This is a genomic window from Limnothrix sp. HT2024, from assembly GCF_059138625.1.
The window spans coordinates 3,105,707-3,129,311 of sequence record NZ_CM181121.1 but is presented as its reverse complement, the minus strand read 5'-3'; the positions used below and the strand labels follow the sequence as shown (position 1 = coordinate 3,129,311).

Below are 23,605 nucleotides of genomic sequence, written 5' to 3'. Positions count from 1 at the left end.
CGATCGAACTACTCCAACCCATTAAATAGTTGTTCCTCGATCGACGGTAGCAAATCTTCGATCTGCTCCAGCTCCTCGGGATCCAGTAGTTCTGGCTGTCCCTGTTCATTCATGCGGGCCACAATGAAAAACGGATCCAACGGCGTATAAACCGCATACTCCGTTTCATTATGGAAAAAGCTAGCTAACCACTGGAATTCATCCACATCTTCGCCGGAGCCGTTCCCTTCCCAGGGTTCATCCTCCTCCGGTTCTTCGGGTAATTCGCCCTCAACGGTCAGCACGATCGCCGTGCGCTTCAACTTCAAATTCTCCTCTGCCAACACCGCCTTCGCCGTGTTGAACAGGAGATCGATCTGTTGCTCGTTCTCGATCGGGACGGCTTCCTCGTCCTCGTCGTCACCCTTCCAGGTCACAATCTCAACCGGGGAATCCACCGGGTGTAAGAGCACATACTCGGAGCCTTCCACCTCGATCGAGTGCTCAACAAAACACTCCAATGTCCGACCCGTGGCATCGGACAGGGTGATGGTGGGAACGTCCCACGCAGTATCTTCTTGGGTCATGCGCGCGATGGGAATCGAGACCTTAAAAGTATCCCCCATGAGGGCAGCGTTGCCGCAGGGAATAATTAGGATTTTCCCGCCCTGCTCTCAATCACCGAACTGACAGCAGAACGGCCAGGCAATTGGCTCACCCACAAAAAAGCCCCCTGCACAGGAGGCCCATTGCGGACTAGAGGAGAAAGTTCACCCCCAACACCCATCTTTCACTCAGTGCCTATACCCGATCGAGAAACCCATAACAGTGCTGTTCCGAGTGCTGTGAATTGTGCCAAGCACTGGGCCACCAATTGAAGGGAAAAAAAGAAAGGGCGATCGCACCGGTATTCTCAGCCTCAGGGGCATCATTGAGAATCAAGATGGGATTGATCGTACTTGAAAAACGAATTGGGAAAAAACCGGTTGCAGACTACTGGACAGTCTCTTTTGAAGCGATTGTTTCAGTAAACAACCTTCAACCCAACATCTCAATTCAGCGAATCTAGCGAACTTCATGAATGGTAGTTGCTGAATTGCTGATTCAGCCATTCAGCCAACGGAACCATTAGCCAATGGCATCTTCTTCAGACAGCATCTCTAGAAGATTGTCGGGATCCACATAGTGGCAAACCGCATCATCAACACAAATCAAAGCCCAACCCGATGCATCAATATCCATTAATTTGTAGGAGGCTTCTTGGACAAAAAAGCCCTTATGATTACGGGTTTCCGGCTTAACAGTAACGTTGTTCGCAGACATTTCCCTAACTCCTGAAACGGTGTGACGACGAACTGAACTGGTCGGGTAAAGCAAGTCTAATAACTTGTATCGCAAAATCCTATCATTCAATTTTTGATTGTCCAGTAAAGTTCTGTGACATCTTGCAACCCCTTGTTAAATGTAAACGCTGTAACCAGAGAGCTGCTGAACCCTGTTTTTTCGAGGGTTTGACCTGTCGGAGATTTGGCCTTTTGGGGTCACAATCGTTCGAGAAAGTGTAAAGTTTTTTGACAATTAAAAATGGAGCCAGTTTTTACCTGACTCCAATGCCAAAAAATCAATAAGACACGATCCCAGCACGATCCCTAACTGTCAAAGATCCAAGCTTTGATCCGCTGAAAGCCTTTGCTGTTGGGTTTTTGGGCGATCGCCTCTTCCAAATTTTTCTGAACTTCTTCGGCCGCGTCTTGGTCAATCAAAACCAACTGGCTGGCGATTTCCACCTGTTCGCGCACCCCTTTTTGGCCGTCTTCGATCATGGCAACGGCCAGATTTACACGGGCTTGGGCATCCTGGGGATTGAGTTTCACGGCTTTTTTAGCAGCTTTGAAAGCCAATCCCGCTTGGTCAGTCAGCAAATACAGCCATGCCAAGCAAGTCCAAGGGGGGCTGCTTTTGGGGGCCCGATCGCACACGGACTTGAACAGCGGAATCAGCACAGTGGGATCTTCACCGGCTTGATAGCGATCGATGCCTTGCAAGAACAGTTCTTCGGCGGTTAACGTCGCGGAGTCAGTGGTTTCCGCATCCGCAAGTTCTGAAGTGACGACAGGAGTTTCGGCCATGGGTCAACCACGAAAAAGAATGAGGGTCAGTCCTGACGAACGATCGCCAACGGGGAGCAACCCGCCAGCACCGATCGCCCAAAGGCTTGGTCTTTGACCACTGTTGAAGGGTTACGTTGCGCGCACAAAGTCGCGATCGCCCCGAAAACGGAATGGCAGGGACAATTCCGAATCCTAACGATACCAGCAAACGCGAAACGGCAATCCCGAAGGACTGCCGCCGCTGACAGAGGGGCGATCGATCATCCCCCCAATGGGCCCGACCAAACTGATGCAACCCAGTTAAGGACAGGAGGCCCAGTTCAAATCAACTCAAGCTAAATCAACTCAACCTAAATCATCAAGCTAAATCAACTCAACCTAAATCAACTCAACCTAAATCAGCTCACTCAACCAAAACCCAGTTAGAGGATGTCTGAAAAGCCAAAATTGCTACTCTGTACGCCCCAGGGATCGATGTAGACAAGGGGCTTAAGCCCCTTGCTCCCACGACAATTAATGTTTAGCCCGTACTGAAAGATACTTCTCAGACATCCTCTTAGGTTCAAGCCTAACTAGGCCGAAAAAGACTTCCCACAGCCGCAGGTTTGGGTAGCATTCGGGTTGCGAAATTGGAACCCGCCACCAATCAAAGCCGTGCTGTAGTCCAGCTCCAAACCATAGAGATACAGCAGGCTTTTCGGATCACAAATCACCTTGAAATCGCCGTAATCAAACACATCGTCATCGGGGCGAATATTCGCTGCCGTCTCAAAGTCCATCGTGTAAGACAAGCCCGAACAACCGCCTCCCCGAACGCCAACTCGCAAGCAGAGGTCGCTTTGGCCTTGGCTCTGGCGCAGGTTGAGCAGGTGTTGGCGGGCCGACTCGCTAATTTGAATGCCTTGCTTGGCGGGAATGGTTGAAGTAGTCATAGGGTTCAAAGGGCTGGGACTAGCAACTACCTGGGGATGGCTCCTTGAAGGAATGCCCCAGAGTTTCGCGGAATTTGTGAAATCGATGGAGTCTGATGGAATCTATTGTATGCAACTCCTCCAGCTAATTTTCAGTAATTCCAGGAGGCTATAGGTTCTGGCCATGTGACGATAACTTAACGATCATCCTCTTCCTGGATCCTCTGGGCTGAAACCACGGCAAAATAACCACGGTAAAATCAGCCCACCGCAGGAAATCACGGCACAATCACCCCACCCTAGGGTCTGTCGTCAAATCGTCTGAAATCCTGATTCCACCGCTAACGGCTCTTGAGGGACAAGGCCCTTAAGCCCCTTGTTGCGATGATCGGGACATGGAAAATCAACCGTTTCTGCCTAATTCCAAGGCAGCACAACCGTCCCTAAAACCTATCGTATGGTTCAGCCACCGTTTCGCCAGGCTGCCTCGGATGCTGGGTTTGGCGAGTGCTAGTTGGGAAGAATTGCGATAATGGAACCGGAAAGGCTGTGTCAGAACGTGAAAATGGAGTGCGCACTGCTCTTTCCAATGCGCTGTGTTGTTGGGGATCTGGGATATGCAAAGTTTGCCAAAGGCGACGATCGAACGGCTAAAGCAACTTCCGTTGTTGCGAACCACTTGGCAGGGAGACCTGAGACCGGTTCACAGCCGTGCCCTCAATACCCGCGCAAACCAGGATGCCCAAAGGCTCTGTGTGCTGTGGATGGATGTTAGTCAACCCTCGTTGCGCTCTTTGGAGCCGGTGACGGAAGAAGCGGGATTTGAAGCGGTGGTGCGGGTTTTGCTGCAGGCCATTGAACAACCCCGAGGACAACAGCCACCGGGACGGCCCCAGCGGTTGGTGGTTTGTAACCGAGAATTGCAATTTTTCCTGCGAGGCGCGTTGCAAGGGCTAGACATCAAGGTGGAATACGGCGCGAAGCTGCCTCTGATTGATGATGTGGTGCAATCGCTGGAAGCCTATAACCCAGAATTGGAAGTGCGAGATATTTGGGATTCGCCCCACGCCAAACGGCTGGTTCAAGCAATTCGGGCCACCTGGCGATCGGCCCCTTGGATGTTGTTGGCTGAATATGAAGTGGTGGAGATTAAATTTGAGCTGGATGAGCCATACCAGTTCTATTTATCCACTTTAGGCATGGAGGGGTTGGAGCTGGGATTGTTGCTCTATCGATCGCTGGAATCATTGGAGAAATTCCGCAAGGATATCATTAGCAGCCCCCATCGATCGGAACCGCACAAAATGGAAGAAATCTTTCTGAATCAAGATTGTTTCTTCCTCACCTTCAATGATCTAGAAGAGGGCGAAGCGCCATCCTCCCAAAGCCCCATTCTTAGCGAATCGGCCTGGCCAGAATTGGGCAGCATTCATCCCCTGGAAGGAATGCGAGATCATCTATCAGATGATGAATTGATGGTGATGGTCGTCATTTTGGAAGCGCTCAATCAGTTCATCAAGCGCAATAACAAAATCCTTTACGATGCTGACGATTTCCCAAGCCTCAACAACCAATTTCGGATTCTGAATCCCTTAGCGAATCCTAATCCTGGCCAGAAGCGCAAACAGGACAACATCGCTGTCACGATTCAAACGCGCCCTGATGTGACCCTGCGATTGCTGGAATCGGTTGCGGATCCCGAATCCCTGGCGGCTCATTTGCTGATGCCCGATTTTATGGATGACTTGGATGAGGATGCGGAGGGCATGGCCGCTCTGGAGCAAATCCAAAAATTGTTGTCCCTCGCATCGGGACGGGATGTTCCTCGGGGACTGGGCAACCCTAACTTGAATTCTGGCTATGCTCCAAGGGCGCTGAAATCGGGGTCGTCTCAACAATTGCCATCGGGTTCACGCCACTACACCCAGGAGATTGAGACGGATTGGTTACCGGAGGGAACGTTGGTCAATTTGGAAACCAATTTGCCTCGGGTGACCCATGACATGATTCCAAATGCTTTTCGATCGCCCTTGGTGGACTATCCCTTTACGCCCAATAATTTGATAGAGGGCGGTTCGGCGCAGGAAGGCCAGCAGAAAAAAGCTGGTTCCGGAAAGGCTGCTGGAAAGACCGCTGCTCAGTCATCGAAGCGATCGCCCAAGAGTTTCCCGCTACTGGCTTTGCAAACCTCCCAGCCCAAGGCCAAGGCGTTGATTGATGAAGTGCTGAGTCAAGATCGCCCGATCGCGATGGGGTTGATGTCGAGTCATGATCAGTTTGATCAGGCTTACGATTTGTTGGTGCTTTACACGGCGCAAGGTCGCCTGCTGGGGGTGAATGTTTATTGGCAAGATGACCCGCTCGATCGCGCATTGATTGAAGACTGGCACAAACGAACCAAGGCGGCGGGAAATTGCTGCTCGGTGGCGGTGTTTAAGGGAGCCACGGGCAAGAATCGCGGCATGGTTGATCCGTTGGATCTGATGCGGTTGTGGGATATCCATGCGTTGAGCATGGAAGATTTGATGAGATCGGCAGTGCAGGCCCAAATTGCCAGGGGGAAGGCCTAGGGGCGACGGAAGCGGGCAACTGCGATGTTACAATTCGTTAATATTTTGGGTGATCGAGCCGGGTGAACCGTTCCAGGAACCCACCGCCCGATCGCCCTTACTCACCCGATGCACAGAAGGATTTGAGGCAGCCATGCGAGTCGCGATCGTGGGAGCCGGATTAGCCGGATTAGCCACCGCCGTGGATCTAGTCGATGCGGGCCATGAAGTGGAAATCTTTGAGGCCCGTAATTTTGTTGGCGGCAAGGTTGGCAGTTGGGTTGATGCAGACGGTAACCATGTGGAGATGGGCTTGCACGTCTTCTTTGGCTGCTATGAAAACCTGTTTGGCCTGATGAAAAAGGTGGGAGCCTTTGAAAATCTGTTGCTGAAGGAGCATACCCACACCTTCGTGAATCGGGGCGGCCATTTGGGCGAGCTGGATTTTCGCTTCCCGATCGGGGCCCCTTTCAACGGTTTGAAGGCTTTTTTCACCACCTCGCAACTGTCGGTTGCCGACAAGCTGGCTAACTCGATCGCCCTGGGAACCAGCCCGATCGTCCGGGGATTGGTGGACTTCAATGGCGCAATGAAAACGATCCGTGAGCTGGATCGGGTCAGCTTTGCCGACTGGTTCCGCAGCCACGGCGGCTCCGATGGCAGCTTGAAACGGATGTGGAACCCGATCGCCTACGCCCTTGGCTTCATCGACACCGAAAATATTTCGGCCCGCTGTATGCTCACCATCTTCCAATTCTTCGCCGCCAAAACGGAAGCTTCGGTGTTGCGGATGCTGGCCGGCTCGCCCGATGAATATCTGCACAAGCCGATCGTCAAATACATCACCGATCGCGGCGGCAAAATTCACCTGCGTCGCCGGATTCGGGAAGTGCAGTACACCGAAAGCAGCAGCGGCGAAATCCGCGTCACGGGCCTGGATGTGGTCGATGGGGAAGCCACCGAGCGGATCACTGCCGATGCCTACGTGGCCGCCTGCGACATCCCCGGCATTCATCGCCTGTTGCCGGAAGCCTGGCGCAAAATTCCCGAATTCGACAACATCTACAAACTAGAAGCCGTGCCCGTGGCCACGGTGCAGTTGCGGTTTGATGGTTGGGTCACGGAAATGCAAGACCCCGCAGCCATGAAGGATTTGGCTAAGGCGCGTGGCCTCGATAACCTACTCTATTCCGCCGATGCGGATTTCTCCTGCTTTGCGGACTTAGCCCTCACCAGTCCCAAGGATTACTACCGCGAGGGCCAAGGCTCCTTGCTGCAATTGGTGCTGACTCCCGGCGACCCGTTCATCAAAAAGTCCAACGAGGAAACAGTGCAGCATGTCCTCAAGCAAGTTCATGACCTGTTCCCCTCGTCGCGCAGCCTGAATCTGGTGTGGTCAGGGGTGGTGAAGCTGGCCCAATCGCTCTACCGCGAGGGGCCGGGCATGGATCCCTATCGCCCCAACCAAAAGACCTCGATCGAAAACTTCTTCTTGGCCGGCAGCTACACCATGCAGGACTACATCGACAGCATGGAGGGCGCAACCCTCTCGGGCAAACAGGCGGCGAAGGCGCTGTTAAGCACCCAACTCCCGATCGCGGCCTAGCTATCGGCTGTCTATGAGGGGTTCATTCTTGGTCAACCGGGGGTAACCGGGCGATCGGGTCATACCTCCAAGTGCTGATTGCAGCAGCATGTGGGGTGGTTAATGGCCACCCTCCAGGTTTAACAGTGTTGATCGTGCGGATCATTCAGACCAGTTCAGACCAGTTCTGACCCCTCTTTTCTGCATCTCAAAATTCCGGTGTCAAAATAAATCAATTGGTTATGAATCAATTGGTTGCAAGCACGGTGATGTTCACATGCTAGAAACCCTGACCGCCCCGATCGCCCTGGCAGACTTTTTGGAGTTGCCGGAAACCCAACCAGCGAGTGAATATATCGACGGGCAAATCCTGCAAAAACCCATGCCCAAAGGAAAACATAGCCGAATCCAAAGCAAGTTGACTGCATTCATCAATGCAGTAACGGAACCATTAAAGTCAGCCAGTGCATTTACCGAATTGCGTTGCACCTTTGATGGGCGCTCGATCGTGCCGGATATTGCTGTCTTTTCTTGGGAACGGATTCCCAAAGATGAATCGGGTGAAATTGCCGATCGATTTCTGCTGGCTCCCGATTGGGTGGTGGAGATTCTGTCTCCTGATCAAAGCCATGCCCAACTATTTAAAAAACTCCGCCATTGCTTTCAGCACGGAACGATCGCTGGTTGGATTATTGATCCCGCCAACAAAGCCGTCATGATCTATCGGCCGGGTCAAGAGGCACTGTTGTTTGATCTAGAAGAAATGCCCGATCGCCCCTTGCCCATTCCAGAATTTGTCGGAGAGCTAACCCTCACCTCAGAAGTTTTATTTAGTTGGCTGGCACTGTGAAACTGCGAAGAATTCAAATTCTTCAAGTCCTTCGATTTTTTATACAGATTTTACCTAGAACAATTGGTACGCTATATCGCAAATTCAATACAGCGCTTAGTTAGGTGGGCAATGCCCACCCTATGGGCTAATTTTTACCATTAATTGACGAGCTTCTGTTGGGCTTTCCGTTGCTTTTTGCGTTCCACCATGGCCGATAAATGTCGTCGCAACAGAGCGCTACCTTGCAAATTTTGACTTTCCAAATATAAATCTCCCGCCTTTACCAACCGAGGAACTGCTTCATTGTCATTGAGCAAATTAGCCAAGGCCAGACCCCAGTTATGGTAAGCCTCCGGCCAGTTGGGTGCTAATTCCAGAGCCGTTGCAAATCGCTCACCGGCAGCCCGATAGTCTCCTTGGTTAAACAGCGTTTGTCCCTGATTGAAAGCCGCGATCGCCTTAGGAATTCGATCGCCGTTCTCTGTGGGCAAGGGAACCGCCTCCGTGAACAGAACCGATCGGCTACCCTGGCCGCGATAGGCCCAAATCATAATTCCCAAAGAGCCACCCAGCACCGCGCCGATCACACCAAACCAAAGGGCAAAGTCACCCCACTCTAAGCCCAGGCGATCGAGCAATTGGGATTCAACCACGGCCACGAATGCTGTCATCACTGTTGTCATTACCCCGATTATGATCATTGATGGATGAAGACGACAAGGGACTTCAGTTCTATCGTCAAATTGCCTGAAACCCTGATTCTACTGTTGGTGGATCGTGGGAAGGCAAGGGACTTAAGATTACTGTGAATCCGTGGCAGTGGCTTGCCAGGGCGATCGCCAGATTTCGCCCCGCACCCGCAACACCAAACGCTCAATGCCAAGCTGACAGGCCGCTTGATTAAGTTGGGCCCGCTGTTCCCAAAGCTTGTGGGCAGCGCTATCGGCCCGACAATCAATGGCCAAGACCGATCGCCCTTCCAACACATCCAAATACATGGCATAACCCGCAACGGGTCGGCATCGAGCCAACTGCCAAAACCGCATTACCAAAGCTCTTTGAAAGTCGATCGGCATTGGATCGCCTCCTCCGCTGGCTGGTACGTCCTGAACTTTGGCCATTGTGGCTTGCGGAGAATTCAGCGGTCGAGGCGATCGTTACAGCTTGATGATCATTGCAATAATTAGCCTAGGCATAAAGACCAGAAACCCATTTTCCATAGCCGTTGTAGGGACGGGTGGGAACCGTTTTCCAGGCCAGCGGCGGGCCCGACCCCAATAACCGCTCCGTGGCCTGAGACCAACGGGGATGAGGCACAAGGGGATCCACATTGGCCTCAAAGCCATATTCATCAGGGGCCAGAGTGTTCCAAAAGGTCAGGGGCTGACGGGGCAAAAATTCAATTTTGACGATCGACTTAGCCCCCTTGAAGCCGTACTTCCAAGGCAAGACGGCCCGAATTGGCGCGCCATGCTGCTTCGGCAAAATCTGGCCGTAATTGCCCACCGCGAAAAAGGCTAGCTCATTGGCCATTTCCTCAATCCGCAAGCCTTCGGTGTAGGGCCAAGGCAACTCCCGGAGAGACCAACCGGGGCCAATCGTGATGTCTTTGTTGTAGTAGGAGGTGAAGCGGACGAATTTAGCATCGGGCAAGGGATCAACCGCTTCGATCAGTTTGCGCATCGGAAACCCGAGCCAGGGCACAACCATCGCCCAGGCTTCGACACAGCGAAACCGATAGATGCGTTCTTCGATCTCAAAGGCTTTGATTAAATCCTCGATCGCCCAAGTTTTAGGCTGTTTGACCAATCCAGACACTTCCACAGTCCAGGGATTGGTGGGCAACCGTTGGGCCCGCTGGGCAATGTCCTTCGTGCCGCCAAACTCATAGAAGTTGTTGTAGCGACCAGCCAAGTCTTGGGGCGTGACGGCTCGCTGCGGATCGGCAAATTGGGAATTGCGCTGCACCCCAACAAAGGGCGATCGCATGGTGGTGGGGCCGGGGGGTGGAGCTGCTTCCAGCTCGCCGGGTGGTGTATTTTGGCAACCCGTCAGCGACGAAACACTACCGGCAATGCTGAACCCGGCGAGGGATTGCAAAAAGCGGCGGCGATTGAGAAACAGGGCTGGATCCGTTGCTTCGCGATCGCGCAGTTGCCAGTCGGGGCGCAGATTAAAGAAGGTCATGGGGTAGACAGGGCGAGCAGTCAGCGCGGTGAGTCAAGCACAGTCGATCGGGTGCGATCGCGGCGGCAACTAGGGCAGGCGATCGCTAGGATTACAGCTTCTCAGGAGAACACCCAAGCCAAAATTATATTCTCCCTCAAGAATACTCAGAACCGTTTGTAGTCTGACGGTCGCGCTCACCAAGCGCAGGCAGGTTTTGTAAATCAATAGACCCTATTGAATGTTATTGAACATTCTGGTGCAGAGCGTTGTTAGACTTTGTTGCTTTGCTCCACAATAATGACGACATTCCCTTTCTTGTGTCCTTGTTCAACATACCTATGAGCTTCGGCAGTCTGCTCCAGTGAATAACGCCTGTCGATGACCGATTTCATCTTGCCCATTTCGATTAACTCTTTCAGAAAAATCAGATCTGCTTTACGCTCGATCGCCACCCCACCGATGACTTTCTTGCTGCTGATCATTGAAGTCCACAGCCCTCGGAGGATCGGCAATAAATTGATATGAACAGCTCTAAGATAGATGCCATTATTTTTTAGCGAGTTGAGACAGCCTGAAAATGGACTTTTGCCACTGGTGTCAAAAATGATGTCGTAGGTCTTACCGTTTTGAGTGAAATCCTCTTTGGTATAGTCAATAACGTGATCAGATCCGAGAGATTTCACCAATTCTAATTTCGCTGTACTACACACTCCGGTTACTTGTGCGCCAAAAAATTTGGCAAGCTGCACGGCAGCCATCCCCACTGCCCCAGAAGCGCCATAGATCAAAACTTCCTGCCCGCTCTGAATCTTTCCCTTATCTCTCAGGAAGATCAATGCGGTTGTTGCCCCAAAAGGAATGGCCGCAGCTTCCTCATAGGTCATATTGGTAGGCTTGATCGCAACCGCCCCTGCTTCAGGCAGACAAATATACTCAGCATTTGCACCAAAACTGGTTCCTGCACCAGCAAATACTCTGTCACCTGCTTTGAATTGTTTTACATTTTCACCAACTGCTTCAATCTCTCCGGCTAGCTCCGATCCGAGTATCGTGTTGTTTTTAGGTCTTGCGAAACCGTAGAAAAATCTTACGGGGAATGGGTCAGCTTTTCGGATGCGGATATCTGCTGATGTTACTGTTGTTGCATAGATTTTAATTAGCACCTCGTTTGCTTTAGGAGTAGGTTTTTTTACTTCTTGAAGCTGCATAGCATCGGGAGATCCATACTTGGCACATACAATTGCTTTCATGAATGTTCCTCAAAGATAGTTTTAGTGTGCCATAGTTTTTTATCCATTGACTTTGCGAAATTTAACGTTTCTAGTCAGCGACTGTAAGCTTTCTTGTGTTTAGCATAAGTTATGTTTGTTGCAAGTCAATCTTCGACAGCCTGCCGCACTAGAATTCTTAGATCATGCCACTTTGTCAACAATTTTAGAACAATCATCGTTATTAGAGGATGTCTGAAAAGCTAAAATTGCTACTCCATATGCTCCAGCGATCAACGCAAATAAGGGGATTAAGCCCCTTGCCCCCACGATAATTGATGCTTGGCCCGTACTGAAAGATACTTCTCAGACATCCTCTTAGGAAGTATCACTACAAAATACTTTCATTTGATTGACGAATTTTGCTGATAACTTTCAAAATAGTTTCTCGGTTTTTAGCTGATTGAATCCATCGCGGCAAGCGTGAAAATAGGCTGCGATTCGACCAAAGATCATTCTCGTCGCGTTGGCTTTCTCGCAATCTTGCGCTGACAAATGCTTCAATAAAATCTAAATGTTCAAAATTGTAAGCCCAAAGCGTCTGGCCACAACAAGGTGCTTGCAACCATAAAGGGTAATGAAAATAATCATCTACTGGTGGCTCATTTTTCCAAGTTCTTGAAATTGTGCTTTCAGCCCAATCCTTGTAGGAGCCACAGGCTTTGCAGGAAAACCTGCGAGGAGAAAATCGGAAATTTTTAGGAGTGGTGCAACGCACAGCAGCACATGACTCACAATGGGGACAGCGCACCAGAACCTGATCTTGAAATGATTGAATTGTGTCTCCTGTATCCTGAAACCTTTCCATAATTTAAGTTGAAATACTTGATGTCCTAGCCCAAAATCTAGCGGTCTAATTCTGATATTATGGGCATTCTTCTGTTGCTGCGGAATATACCGTCATCTACGGGACTTTGACCGCAACTCGTAGCGCATAGGTCAACGTTGCGGAGTCAGTCGTCGTGATCAGGAGATTAATACCTTCGCTCCCTACCGATCGGGTAGCAGCAACAGTCATTGGACTTGACCGATCGAATTAAAACAGCCGCGCTACTAGGCTCAGCGATCGCTAGGATGACCGCTTCTCAAAAGAACACCCGAACCAAAATTATATTTTGCCTTAAAAATACCCAGAGCCTTTTGTCGTCTAACGACCAAGCTCACCGGACGCAGACAAACTTTGCAACTCAACCGACTAGATTACGGCGTTCCGGCGCAGCGAAGTTGTTAGCCTGTATGGGAGTGTGTTTACGGGTCTTTCAACAATGGATTACAAGCAAAAATGAATTCTTCAACTGGTTGTCCTTCCAGCAAATGTTCTTGAATAATACGTTCACAAACCTCTGGAGTAACTTCACAGTACCAAGTTCCTTCGGGGTAGACAACGGCAAGGGGACCACTGCGACAAAACATTAAACATTCTGTCTCTGTACGATAAATATTATGTCCATCTTGAGCAAGTTGTTTCAATCGCCTGCCCAAATATTTCCAGGTTTTAGCACCTTCTTCAGCGGGACAACAAGTGTCCCCACTTTGACGTAATCCAGTACACAGCAAAATATGTCGCTCGTAACCACCTTGCCCATCAATAGCAATACCTCGTGATTTAGCTTTCTTTTGTAAAGGTTTTATATCCATAATGAGTAGTACTTTAACGACAGTTGGAAGTTGCGGTATACAAGTGTGTGCGATAAATTAATCTTACCAAACCTTGGTGATCGCAAAAACGTTGATGAAATACGGCTAAGTCTGATACAAGTTTTTCTAAATTTCTTCCTTCAGACGCTGTAAATCCCTGACTTCGGGCTAAACCGACTAGCCCTAGAGAATCTAAGTATTGGTTAGACACAAACTGATGTCGCTTTAAATTTGTGAAGCAAGGCAACCATAACCCTTGCCAAAACAGTTGATAACGGATGCTCTTGAACCATGTTTCCAGTTGCATTTCGGATCGGGATTGGTGCTCTCGATCTTTGGATGCTTCAAAAACCAAGCGGGTGTATTCTTTGGAAACAAGGTCATCTTGATCCCAAAAGCTCCATGTTAATGCTAAACGTCCACTGGGTTTGAGGATACGGCGGAACTCTTGGAGACTTTTGTCAAAATCAAACCAATGGAATGCTTGAAACGAAGTAACTAAATCGACTGAGGCATCCTTGAGAGGGGTCTGTTCGGCAGTTCCGACCAGAAACTCTACGCCTTCATGCGGGGTCGCTGCCGTTCTCATGTCTTCGTTGGGTTCGATCGCCACAACCTGAATCCCTCGATCTGCCAGCAATCTTGCGCCAATCCCTGTTCCTGCGCCAACATCAGCAGCAGTAATCTGAGTCGGACTTCCCAAGCCTGACAAAATTGTATCGATCACAGAAGCGGGATAAATCGGGCGGTACTTTTCGTAATCTTCGCCCCGATCAGAAAAATAGCTCAACGCATCTGTTGTCGAATCGGAGGCGGTGGAGAAATCAAAACTCATATTGCTAACCTCGCCACGAGTTACATTCTCAGGCTAATTCAGAAACTAAGATTGCAGGCTAACGACCAAGGTAACCCAGCGGCGACCGAGAACCTTTGATTTCAGAATCCGCCCGATCCACCGCTCAGGTTGGCCGCCTTGTTAGCCGTCTTTCGGTCTTATTGCGTCAGTGTTGTCACTTGCTTCTGGGATTATTCATATCGAAGCGGCGCAGTCAGATCGTGTTGTTGATCGCGCACTTGAATGTGAATTGCTTCGTCCGAACAGGTGAGCCGCACCCATTTCTTGGTGAAGAAAAACTTGTAGGTATCCGAGCCAGTGCTACCAGGACCAACAGTAAACTCAATTGCATCCTTTACGGATTCAATGCCCCCCAGTTCCATCAATTGGGTGACAAGTCCTGGCGCGAGCGCACCGAAATAAGTTGATGGTTTTCGCTTTTGTAGCCATGAAAATCTCACTTCAATACGCAGGACGGAAATCACGACATCGCATTCTCCGTGTCTGAGCAAGAAACCGAGAAGTTTTTCATCACCTTCAGAAACGTGCGAGCGGACACCCGATCTCGCAATCGTGAGAGCTTGTGCGAGTCCTTGTCTATCCGCTTCTGAGTACTCGATCGCTTTCATGGATTTGACGGCTAAGGGCTGCGGTAACCGGGCCGCCGCCAAGAAACTATGACTTCAAATTCCGCGTGATCGGCGGCTCCGGTTCACCGCTTTGTTCGCCCACGTCGTCTGCATGACCGACGCACTGAGCGATATGGTCGATCAACTGTAACAGAGTCTGCCTGTGGAAAAAGTTGTTCATGCGGTGGCTCACGAATGAATCCCCGCCCGAATCAATGATGTGTTGTCGTACGGTTTCAATCGACCGCGACAGGTCGGGAATGTCTGATTGTTTCGCAGCACCTGCAATGTCTTCCGGCCATAGTGCGTATGCATCAACTCCGCAACAGGCGGCGACACATTCAGTTTCCAGCGAGTTCAAGAATGGTTCGATGGGTTTCAGAATCTCGTCCAACTCGATCGCGTTTGTCTGTTGGCCATCAAGTTCAACGAACGTGATCCATTTATCTTTTCCGATGCTGATATCGTTGCGTTTCGGTTTCGACATGGGTATTCACATCATTCATCATTGACAGGCGACCGACTGATTGCGACCGTGATTTAGTGGGCGAACGTTGGACGTAGCCTTCCACCTTCGCCGGCCGGCGGGAGCGAACTTGCAAGCACAGCTTGCAGGCGGTCCGGTTGACGGAGGGGTTGGGTGTCATTGGTTTCGACGATTTACTACTGTCCTCGGAGTTCATCGGCGAAAGACCAGTCTTCATTTCGCACCGTTGCGACCAGAATTGGAAGGAACTCCTTGAATGAGTTTGCTAGCAATCGTTTCTCATCTTCATCCCGTCCGTAGGCAATGACTTGGCCGACGACACCGGTTGGGCCTGGGTCGAAGTCTAAGCCGACGTGATTGCCGCCGTAGTCGTGCGTCATAGGAATCCAGCATCGATTGGTGTACATCGGCTTTACTGCACCCGGCGGTTTGGATGACATGAAGTCAGCACAATCATCATTCATTGTGGACTCATCAATAGAGCGCCAAACGTCCCACTGCTGACAAATGCTTTCGGTCGATAGCAATTCGCTGCCCACATAGATACCGAGCTTGGCATGTACTTTCTGTCCGTTGTGCTCAGACAAGAAGTCATGAAGCTCTTGCGGAAGTGACTGACCGATGTGCTGTTCGAGTTGTGCCAATTCCGAGTATGTCGCACCCGCGTTGAGTTCACATGACTCGAACAGGCGCTCGTGTTTCAAATGGGCAATGATTTCATTCCACGCACTAACCATCACCGAACCTCCATTACTGAAGCCCCACTATGTATTAGACCGCATGTACACAATAACTCCCCTCCGCAGGGTGTTATCAAGCATGTGCGGTCTAACTCCGGTATTACGGGCGTTCTTCTGTCACTGCGGGATATGCCGTCATCTAAGGGATTTTGACCGCAACTCGTAGCACGTGGGTCAATGTTGCGGAGTCAGTCGTGGTGACAGGGGGCTGAAGATCTTGTCTGCCTAACGATCGGGTAGCAGCAACAGTCATTGAACTTGACCGATCGAATTAAAACAGCCGTGCTACTAGGCTCAGCGATCGCCGCAGGGTTTTTGGAGTTCGCTAGGATTAATTCTGACAGCAAATTCCAGTCCCCTCATTGATCGCCCACCCGATCGCCCTTACCGATGAACCTCTGGGAAAGCCTCAAAATGGCGATCGCCACCTTGGCCGCCAACAAATTGCGCAGCAGCCTCACCATGCTGGGGATTGTGATTGGCAATGCTTCGGTGATTGCCACGATCGGGGTGGGCGAGGGGGCCCAACGGTTTGTGACCGCTGAGGTGCAATCCTTAGGCCCCAATACGTTGTTTATTCGCCCTGGCAGCCCGGAGGCCGATCGGCGGCCCCTTTGGCCCCCACAAACCCTGGTGCTGGAAGACGCGGAGGCCATTTCTACAGAAGTGCCCACCGTGGTGGCAGTGGCTCCGGAGCTGACCGGGAACGAAGTGGTGAGCTACCGGGGCCGCAACGCTAGCGTCACCGTCATTGGCACCACGCCGGACTACACCGAGGTGCGCGATTTTCAGGTCGATCGGGGCCGGTTTATCTCCAAGCTCGATGGCCAACGGGTGCAACGGGTGGTGGTGTTGGGATCTGAGGTGGCGCGGCAATTATTCAACGGCCAAGACCCGATCGGGCAGTCCGTGCGCGTTCGCAACCTGCGAGCAGAGGTGATTGGGGTGATGCAGCCCAAGGGATCCAGCTTCGGCATGGATATGGACATGACCGTGTTTTTGCCGCTGCGCACCATGGCGAACCAGTTGGTGGGTCGTCGATCGCCCTATGGAACCAGCGTTAGTTATATTTCCCTGTCGGCGCGGGATGAAACGGTGATGCGAGCCGCCCAATTCCAGATTGAAAACCTGCTGCGCCGACGACACAAAATTGTGGGTGAAGATGATTTCACTGTTCGTAACCAGCAGGATTTGCAAAACACCCTGGGGGCAATCACCGGCACGTTGCAGGTAATGTTGGTGGCGATCGCCAGTATTTCCCTGCTGGTCGGTGGCATTGGCATCACCAATATCATGTTGGTGTCGGTGGCGGAACGCACCCAAGAAATCGGGCTGCGCAAGGCGATCGGGGCTTCCCAGCGAGATATTTTGATGCAGTTTGTGATTGAAGCGACGATTTTGGCCAGTTTGGGCGGGGCGATCGGCACGGCCGTTGGGGTTGGCGGCTTGGCCTTGGTGAGCGTGGCCACGGACTTGGAAGCGGCCCCCTCTAGCACCGCGATCGGGGTGGCTGTGGGTGTTTCTGGTGGGATTGGTCTCTTTTTTGGTGTAATTCCAGCCCAACAGGCGGCCAAGCTGGATCCGATCGTGGCCCTCCGCAGCGCCTAGGTTATGCCCTGTGCTCAATCGTCTGCAACCCTGATGTCATCGTGACGAGATCCTAGGGGACAAGGGGCTTAAGCCCCTTGTTACGACGATGAGGGGATGAAAAATTAACCGTTGTCCCTTGATTCCAGAAAATGACGACAGGTTCTATGGCTAAGGGAGCCACCAAACCCGCAACCCACAACACCGAGGACAACAGCACCGAGGACAGCCACCAGCCGCAGGTGTCGATCGTGCTGCCGGTGTTCAATGGGGCAGACACCCTGTCGGATACGGTGGCCTCGATTTTGGCCCAAACGGAACCCAATTGGGAACTGTTGATTATTGACGATGGCAGCCACGATCGCTCCCGGGCCTTGGCGGAGTCGATGGCGGTCGCCGATGGCCGGATTCGGGTTTATGCCTTTGCCAACGGGGGACAGGCGATCGCCCGGAATCGTGGGATCGCTCGGGCGCGGGGGAACTGGATTGGATTCATCGATGCGGACGATCGCTGGCATCCCGACAAGTTGCGGGCCCAACTGGCGGCCCTGGCGGCCAACCCCGCCGCCGGTTGGGTTTACAGTTGGACTCAGCTCACCGATGACACGGGCCGGGCGATCGGGCAACCGGTCATCAGCCCCTTCAGCGGTTGGATCTATGGGCCCCTGTTGGTCACGGATTTTGTCTCCAGCGGGTCTAATGTGCTGGTGAGTCGATCGGCCTTGAGCCAAGTGGGGGGCTTTAATCCAGACTTGGTTCCCTCAGAAGATTGGGATTTATGGTTGCGATTGGCTTGGCAGTTTCCAGCGGCCCATGTGCCCGAATGCCATGTGTTCTATCGCCAACGGCCCACCTCCTCATCGGAAAACGTGTGGCGACAGGAGCGCGTCAGTCGGCAAATTCTGCAAACGGCGATCGCCCGATCGCCCAACCAACTTGCTCCCCACCGGGCCCTCATTTGGGGCAACCGCTACAAATATCTACTCTTTAAGGCGTTGGATGGCCCCGCCCAACTGCGCCGAGCCAAAACCGCCGCTCGCTTCGCCTGGCAAGTCTTGCATTGCCATCGAGGGGTGTTGAAGCAATGGACTTTGGTAGCGCAAATTGTGCTCAAGATGGGGCTGATGGGGCTACCGGGGGCGATCGGGCAAAGGGCGATCGAGCAATTAGGGCTACAGCGCATCCAGGATCGGATCTTGACCTTAACCCTCGTACCGCGCTTTCAGGGGCCAATTCATGGCCAGGTCGATCAGTTCGATCGCCCCGAAGACTGATCGCGCCTTGGCATTTGTCTATCCGGCTATCAATACCCCTTCCGTAAGCCAAAGCAACCTATTTGACGCACCGTGGGTAAAAATTTTGACCCAAAGATTGCTCAAGGCTGCTGCGAGGCTCCAACTTTGCGCTCAAGCCACCATTGATTCAATTATTTCCAATCGAGGCCAGCAGTCCGATCTAATTGCAAGGTTCCAAGATCAACCCAAGCGACTGATTGAATTCAATTGAATCCACTGCACTTTTCGATAAGTCGTCAATGAATTTTGCATAATTAAAACTCATCAAAATATAGACCTCTTTTATTAGAAATAATTTTCATGAGTTCGATTTAATACTTGATCTTTACAAAAGAAAATTCTCTATCAGATCCGGTTCTTGTTTTGAATTTCTGAAGAAAAAATTATATTCCCTAAAAATCAGCCACGACTGACGGAGTTTTCCCATGAACTTTAGCGAGTTTGGTGTGGCAAATTTTGATTGTCGAGAGTCGGATCCTTGGGCGCAAACTTTTGAGATCAGCCTTCCCTCCAGCCAAAATCTCCCAAAATTCGGTTTCTGGCAATTGGCATCCAGTAGTTTCCCCGCAAATCAGAGTTTTAGAAGTACCAACGCGGTTTCAGAGACGGTTTCAGCCGCAGATTTTCTGCTCAATTCGGCAGCGAGCAATTTAGTCGCGAGTTCTGCAATTTCGGACACCATGCCCATCACCCCATCCAGTGCTGGATTAACCACCCCGATCGCCCCAGAAACCAGGGAACGCCGCAGCGCCAATGATGGTTTTTATCGTGTGGAGCTAACCACTGAAAACGCCGATCTGGTTCTTGGGGGCATTGGCCGGGACTGGATTCAAGGCGGGGGCGGTGATGACGAATTACACGGCTTGGATGGGGACGATCGCCTGCTGGGAAACCGAGGCCGCGATCAGCTATGGGGCAATGATGGCCATGATTGGATCCAAGGGGGACAAGGGGCAGATAGTCTGTGGGGCGGCAGCGGCAACGATCAGTTATTGGGGGATTTGGGAGACGATTGGCTCGCGGGCGAGTTGGGTATTGATACGTTGACTGGCGGCTTGGGGGCCGATCGCTTTTTGATTGGGATGGCGATGGATGGGGGCACGATCGACCAAGCGGATTTGATTTTGGATTTCCGAACCAGCGAGGCCGATCAGTTGGTGCTGCCCAGCGGTCAAGGGTTTGCAGATTTGGACTTCATCGCCGGAACGGGAAACAACAGTGGCGATACGATCGTGCGCGATCGGGCGACGGGCCGCAATTTGGCGATTTTAAAGGGGGTCAGCCCCAATAATTTCAACACCAGCAATGTGGTGTCCCAAGATAGCCTGGCCCCGACCCCGGCCGTGATTCGGTTCAGCAAGGGCAATTTTTTGGGCGTTGAGCTGGATGGCAAGGCGACCGTTACCCTAGAGCGATCGGTGAACACAGCAACGGATGTGAGCGTGAGCTTCAGCACCAGCGGCGGCACAGCTACCCCCAACCAAGATTTCACCCCCATCACCGGTTCGATCGTCTTTGGGGCCGGCGAAACCCGCAAAACCATCTCTATTCCGCTAACGGACGATCGGCGCACGGAACCCAATGAAACCGTAATGCTGCTGCTGTCCAATCCCGTTGGCGCTGAGCTAGATTTGGCAACCGCTACCCTCACCATTAGTGATCATGGTCTTTGAGCAGCGTTGAAGTGGGCCGAGTAGTTGCCCATCGTCAATTTCGCACTTGAATCCAGAGCGATCGGGCACGTCGATCGGCGTGCCTCTGCTCAACCAAAATGGGTCAGAAATTGGTCAACGATGCCTCGAAAGTATCTCGAAAAATCGACAGGCTCTCAGAGAATGTCTGAAAAGCCAAAATTGCTACTCTGTCCGCTCCAGTGATCGACGTAGACAAGGGGCTTGAGCATCTTGCCCCCACAACTATTGGTGTTTGGCACAGGCCAAAAGATACTTTTCAAACATTCTCTCAACCATTTGTCTTTGTTGATCGATGAAATCCACAAAATGGCCGCTTTGACTTTTCAGATATCCTGATCAAATGCCCTTTTGAATTATTGTTGAAACTCCTTTTATGTTCAAAATGCCCACCCAATTCAGTTTCGGAGCGCAATTCCGGTTTCTCAGGAAAATTTTTGAAAAGAACCGTTAGGGTCTGTCATCAAATCCTCGCAGTCCTCATCCTGTCATGATCTGATCGCCAGAAACAAGGAACTGGAGCTTTTGTGAGCAACCGGTTTCAGCGGTCATTGCCCACGGTCGATCGCACCGGCATCAGGAATTCAGCGAATGCGATGACAGCTCCTACCCTTCCCTGCGAATCAGTTTTGCTAGACGGAGCCGATCTATGGATTTCACCGGTTTTGAGGTGGCGAGTTTTGCCTATCGTGAAGCGGATTATTTAGCCCAAAATCCCGATGTGAGCCTTGCGGTAAGCGGTAATTTGCTGCGATCGGGCTTTGCGCATTTTTCACAGCATGGCTTCAAGGAAGGCCGCAGCCCCAGCGGCGACTATGAGATTTTGCAAGCGGTGTTGCCGCTTTACAACGAAGCGAATTATTTAGCCCAAAATCCTGACGTGCAAGGGGCGATCGGGCGGGGCCAGCTCACTTCGGGCCTGGAGCACTTTGCCCGATCGGGATTTCGGGAACGGCGCGAACCGGGCAGCGGGTTTAACCGTTTCAACTTTGGCAGCGAGTCAACCGATTCGCTCACGGGGAGCACTGGTCGCGATTTGCTGTTGGGTTGGAGTGGCGATGATCAAATCCAGGGGCTAGCGGGCGATGATCAATTGGCTGGCAACCGCGGCCGCGACTTGCTGTTTGGCAATGGGGGCAACGATCGACTGCGCGGCGGCAAGGAAGCCGATACCCTCTGGGGCGGTGCGGGCGATGATCAACTGCTGGGTGACCTGGGCGATGATGTGCTGTCGGGAGATTTGGGAGCCGACACCCTAACCGGTGGAGCCGGGGCCGATCTGTTCTTGATCAGTGCGGTGACGGGTGGCAGCTCGATCGCCTCGGCCGATGTGATTTTGGATTTTTTGCAGGAAGAAGCCGATCGACTGGTAGTGCCCAGCGGTCAGCGGTTTGAAGATTTGGACTTCACGGCCGGTACTGGCATTAACAGCGGTGACACGATCGTCCGCGATCGGGCAACGGGCCGCTACATGGCCGTTCTCAAGGGCATCAACCCCAATAGCTTCAGCGCCAGCAACGTGATCTCCCAAGAAAGCCTGAGCGCCAGCACCACGATCCTGCGCTTCCTGAACGGCGGTTTTGTGGGCAACGAGCAAGATCGCAGCGCCGTGATTACCCTGGAGCGTTCCGGCAACCTGCAAACCGCCGCCCAGGTCACCTTCAGCACCGGCAGCGGCACGGCCACCCCCAACCAAGACTTCACCCCCGTGAACAGCGCGATCGCCTTTGCGCCTGGCGAAACCCGCAAAACCATCTCCATTCCCCTAACAGACGATCGCCTCACGGAAACCGATGAAACCGTGGCCCTGCTGTTGTCTAATCCCGTGGGGGCCCAGCTCGATCGGGCAACCGCCACCCTCACCATCCGCGACGGCAGCGGCGGCAGCAGCAGCACGAACCCCACCGGCCCCGCCGTTTCCCTCGATGGCAATAGCTACAGCATCAACGAAACCGGCGGCTCTCTGGCCATCCCCGTGCGACGAACCGGCGACCTGTCCCAACCCCTGTCGGTGACCTATGCCACCAGCAACGGAACCGCCCTGGCCGGTCTCGACTACAGCGCCATCAATGGCCAGCTCACCTTCACCGCCGGCCAAAGCGTCGCCAGCCTCACGATCCCGATCCTGATTGACAGCCTGGCCGAGCCAACGGAAACCTTCCAACTCAACCTCAGCAACCCCACGGGCGGGCAACTGGGCAGCATCAACACCGCCACCATCAGCATCATCGACAGCACCGCCAGCGGCCCCAACGCGACCACCACGCCCACCGGCGGCCCGGTGCAATCCTCCGTATCCAGTGCCGTTGCCTTCAGCCCCGGTGATTCGGAAGTCGCGATCGCCGCCAAAAATGGCCCGAAGATCACCCTCGGCAACACCAACATCTACATCGGCTATCAACAGGTATCGGCCCTCAATCAGGATCCGATCCTGGTCAGTTTCACCAACGGCGTGCGCAACTGGGTACGCACCGACTACGAAACCACCGCCGATGATGGAACAGGCACGGGCTTAGCTTGGGATGGCTCCAATCTCTATGCTGTCTTCACTTCCACCGGCAATCAACCGGGGAATAACCTCAGTCGCTTCACGGGCAGCGGTTGGCTCACGGGCTACACAGACGGCAGCCCCAGCGGTGGCGGCGGCGGCAAAGTGGGGATTTTGGCCAAGGTTGATCCCACCACGGGCAATATCCAAAACGCCACTTACCTGACGGCACGTAATGACAAGGGAACCGCCACCCTTGGTGACGACACCACCAACTCCCTGTTTGTGCGGGGTCTCAGTTTCACGGGCGGCAATGTGTTGGTGCAAGCGGATTCGGCCTACGCGCCGCGCCGTCCCGACAAAACAGCCATGACTCAAAATGTTGGCAATGGTGCACTGCCCGCCAGCACGGGCTACAACTACGAAGTGGTACTCTCAGCCAATTTGGGATCTGCCCTGTCCACGAGGGCCAAAGACTTCATTTGAGGCCTAGGATGCCAGGGCCCGCTCACGATCGTCTGGAGTTCTTGATGGCATCTACTGATTTTGGGGGAGGAAGCTTGGCCAATTCGGCAACGGCTGTTCTGGGCCAAGGCATTGAGCCACGTTGGACGATGGGTTCAAGTGGGGTTGCATCCTACTTTTCGCCAATCCATGCTCACAATTCCGGAGGCGGTTTCAGCACTCAGCACTCGATCGAAACCCAAGATTCTGAGATCAAAAGTTCTGAGATCAAAAGCATTGATCACGTTTCCGAATTTTTCAGCACAAAGCAGCTTCTTTCTGGGGTTGATTTGCCTGGGAATTCTGC

At 52.4% G+C, this 23,605-nt stretch carries 21 protein-coding genes; 7 read left to right on the top strand and 14 right to left on the bottom strand.

Annotated elements, in window-relative coordinates:
* Nucleotides 1-8: 8 nt before the first annotated feature.
* The 4 genes from AC2IAX_RS12710 to AC2IAX_RS12695 all read right to left on the bottom strand — a co-directional run bounded on the left by AC2IAX_RS12710 (nt 9) and on the right by AC2IAX_RS12695 (nt 3,022).
* Nucleotides 9-566, bottom strand: coding sequence for a DUF3727 domain-containing protein (locus tag AC2IAX_RS12710; protein WP_494387806.1), 558 nt, complete (start codon nt 564-566; stop codon nt 9-11).
* A gap of 541 nt (nt 567-1,107) precedes the next feature.
* Nucleotides 1,108-1,302, bottom strand: a complete 195-nt coding sequence (locus tag AC2IAX_RS12705) for a hypothetical protein (protein ID WP_099532654.1) — start codon at nt 1,300-1,302, stop codon at nt 1,108-1,110.
* A 326-nt stretch (nt 1,303-1,628) separates the two neighbouring features.
* A complete protein-coding gene (locus AC2IAX_RS12700; protein ID WP_190353455.1) occupies nt 1,629-2,108 on the bottom strand; it encodes a hypothetical protein in 480 nt (159 codons plus the stop codon).
* Between the two features lie 554 nt (nt 2,109-2,662).
* Nucleotides 2,663-3,022 carry a HesB/IscA family protein gene (locus AC2IAX_RS12695; protein ID WP_099532656.1) on the bottom strand — a complete coding sequence of 120 codons (360 nt, stop codon included), beginning with the start codon at nt 3,020-3,022 and terminating at the stop codon, nt 2,663-2,665.
* 596 nt (nt 3,023-3,618) lie between these two features.
* On the opposite strand from AC2IAX_RS12695, the gene AC2IAX_RS12690 reads away from it, so the two are divergent.
* The 3 genes from AC2IAX_RS12690 to AC2IAX_RS12680 all read left to right on the top strand — a co-directional run bounded on the left by AC2IAX_RS12690 (nt 3,619) and on the right by AC2IAX_RS12680 (nt 7,985).
* Entirely contained in the window at nt 3,619-5,571 is a 1,953-nt protein-coding gene (locus AC2IAX_RS12690; protein WP_494387805.1) for a DUF6930 domain-containing protein, read from the top strand.
* Between the two features lie 133 nt (nt 5,572-5,704).
* Nucleotides 5,705-7,156, top strand: coding sequence for a 9,9'-di-cis-zeta-carotene desaturase (gene zds / locus AC2IAX_RS12685; RefSeq protein WP_494387804.1), 1,452 nt, complete (start codon nt 5,705-5,707; stop codon nt 7,154-7,156).
* Nucleotides 7,157-7,412: 256 nt separating this feature from the next.
* Nucleotides 7,413-7,985 (top strand): Uma2 family endonuclease, encoded by a 573-nt coding sequence (locus AC2IAX_RS12680; RefSeq protein ID WP_099532659.1) that lies wholly within the window; start codon nt 7,413-7,415, stop codon nt 7,983-7,985.
* Nucleotides 7,986-8,125: 140 nt separating this feature from the next.
* On the opposite strand, the gene AC2IAX_RS12675 is transcribed toward AC2IAX_RS12680, so the two are convergent.
* From AC2IAX_RS12675 to AC2IAX_RS12630, 10 genes are all read right to left on the bottom strand, one after another.
* Nucleotides 8,126-8,650: a tetratricopeptide repeat protein gene (locus tag AC2IAX_RS12675; RefSeq protein WP_494387803.1), complete on the bottom strand. Its 525-nt coding sequence runs from the start codon at nt 8,648-8,650 to the stop codon at nt 8,126-8,128.
* 117 nt (nt 8,651-8,767) lie between these two features.
* Complete coding sequence (locus AC2IAX_RS12670) at nt 8,768-9,088, bottom strand: hypothetical protein (RefSeq protein WP_494387802.1); 321 nt, start codon at nt 9,086-9,088, stop codon at nt 8,768-8,770.
* 67 nt (nt 9,089-9,155) lie between these two features.
* Nucleotides 9,156-10,154 (bottom strand): protein-methionine-sulfoxide reductase catalytic subunit MsrP, encoded by a 999-nt coding sequence (gene msrP, locus AC2IAX_RS12665; RefSeq protein WP_494387801.1) that lies wholly within the window; start codon nt 10,152-10,154, stop codon nt 9,156-9,158.
* A 251-nt stretch (nt 10,155-10,405) separates the two neighbouring features.
* The gene (locus AC2IAX_RS12660; protein ID WP_494387800.1) at nt 10,406-11,386 is read right to left on the bottom strand and encodes an NAD(P)-dependent alcohol dehydrogenase; all 981 of its coding nucleotides are present in this window, start codon (nt 11,384-11,386) and stop codon (nt 10,406-10,408) included.
* Between the two features lie 349 nt (nt 11,387-11,735).
* A complete protein-coding gene (locus AC2IAX_RS12655; RefSeq protein WP_494387799.1) occupies nt 11,736-12,212 on the bottom strand; it encodes a hypothetical protein in 477 nt (158 codons plus the stop codon).
* Between the two features lie 440 nt (nt 12,213-12,652).
* Nucleotides 12,653-13,042: a (2Fe-2S) ferredoxin domain-containing protein gene (locus AC2IAX_RS12650; RefSeq protein WP_494387798.1), complete on the bottom strand. Its 390-nt coding sequence runs from the start codon at nt 13,040-13,042 to the stop codon at nt 12,653-12,655.
* 13 nt (nt 13,043-13,055) lie between these two features.
* Complete coding sequence (locus AC2IAX_RS12645) at nt 13,056-13,877, bottom strand: class I SAM-dependent methyltransferase (RefSeq protein WP_494387797.1); 822 nt, start codon at nt 13,875-13,877, stop codon at nt 13,056-13,058.
* 191 nt (nt 13,878-14,068) lie between these two features.
* A complete protein-coding gene (locus tag AC2IAX_RS12640; RefSeq protein WP_494387796.1) occupies nt 14,069-14,506 on the bottom strand; it encodes a hypothetical protein in 438 nt (145 codons plus the stop codon).
* A 46-nt stretch (nt 14,507-14,552) separates the two neighbouring features.
* On the bottom strand, nt 14,553-14,993 hold the full coding sequence (locus AC2IAX_RS12635) for a DUF6331 family protein (protein ID WP_494387795.1): 441 nt from the start codon (nt 14,991-14,993) through the stop codon (nt 14,553-14,555).
* A gap of 176 nt (nt 14,994-15,169) precedes the next feature.
* Nucleotides 15,170-15,730 (bottom strand): SMI1/KNR4 family protein, encoded by a 561-nt coding sequence (locus AC2IAX_RS12630; RefSeq protein WP_494387794.1) that lies wholly within the window; start codon nt 15,728-15,730, stop codon nt 15,170-15,172.
* Nucleotides 15,731-16,123: 393 nt separating this feature from the next.
* Here AC2IAX_RS12630 and AC2IAX_RS12625 point away from each other — a divergent pair, with 393 nt between their 5' ends.
* From AC2IAX_RS12625 to AC2IAX_RS12610, 4 genes are all read left to right on the top strand, one after another.
* Nucleotides 16,124-17,341 (top strand): ABC transporter permease, encoded by a 1,218-nt coding sequence (locus AC2IAX_RS12625; protein WP_494387793.1) that lies wholly within the window; start codon nt 16,124-16,126, stop codon nt 17,339-17,341.
* 131 nt (nt 17,342-17,472) lie between these two features.
* Nucleotides 17,473-18,594, top strand: a complete 1,122-nt coding sequence (locus tag AC2IAX_RS12620; protein WP_494387792.1) for a glycosyltransferase family 2 protein — start codon at nt 17,473-17,475, stop codon at nt 18,592-18,594.
* A 701-nt stretch (nt 18,595-19,295) separates the two neighbouring features.
* Nucleotides 19,296-20,288 carry a Calx-beta domain-containing protein gene (locus AC2IAX_RS12615; RefSeq protein ID WP_494387791.1) on the top strand — a complete coding sequence of 331 codons (993 nt, stop codon included), beginning with the start codon at nt 19,296-19,298 and terminating at the stop codon, nt 20,286-20,288.
* Nucleotides 20,289-20,955: 667 nt separating this feature from the next.
* On the top strand, nt 20,956-23,280 hold the full coding sequence (locus tag AC2IAX_RS12610) for a Calx-beta domain-containing protein (protein ID WP_494387790.1): 2,325 nt from the start codon (nt 20,956-20,958) through the stop codon (nt 23,278-23,280).
* Nucleotides 23,281-23,605: the final 325 nt, after the last annotated feature.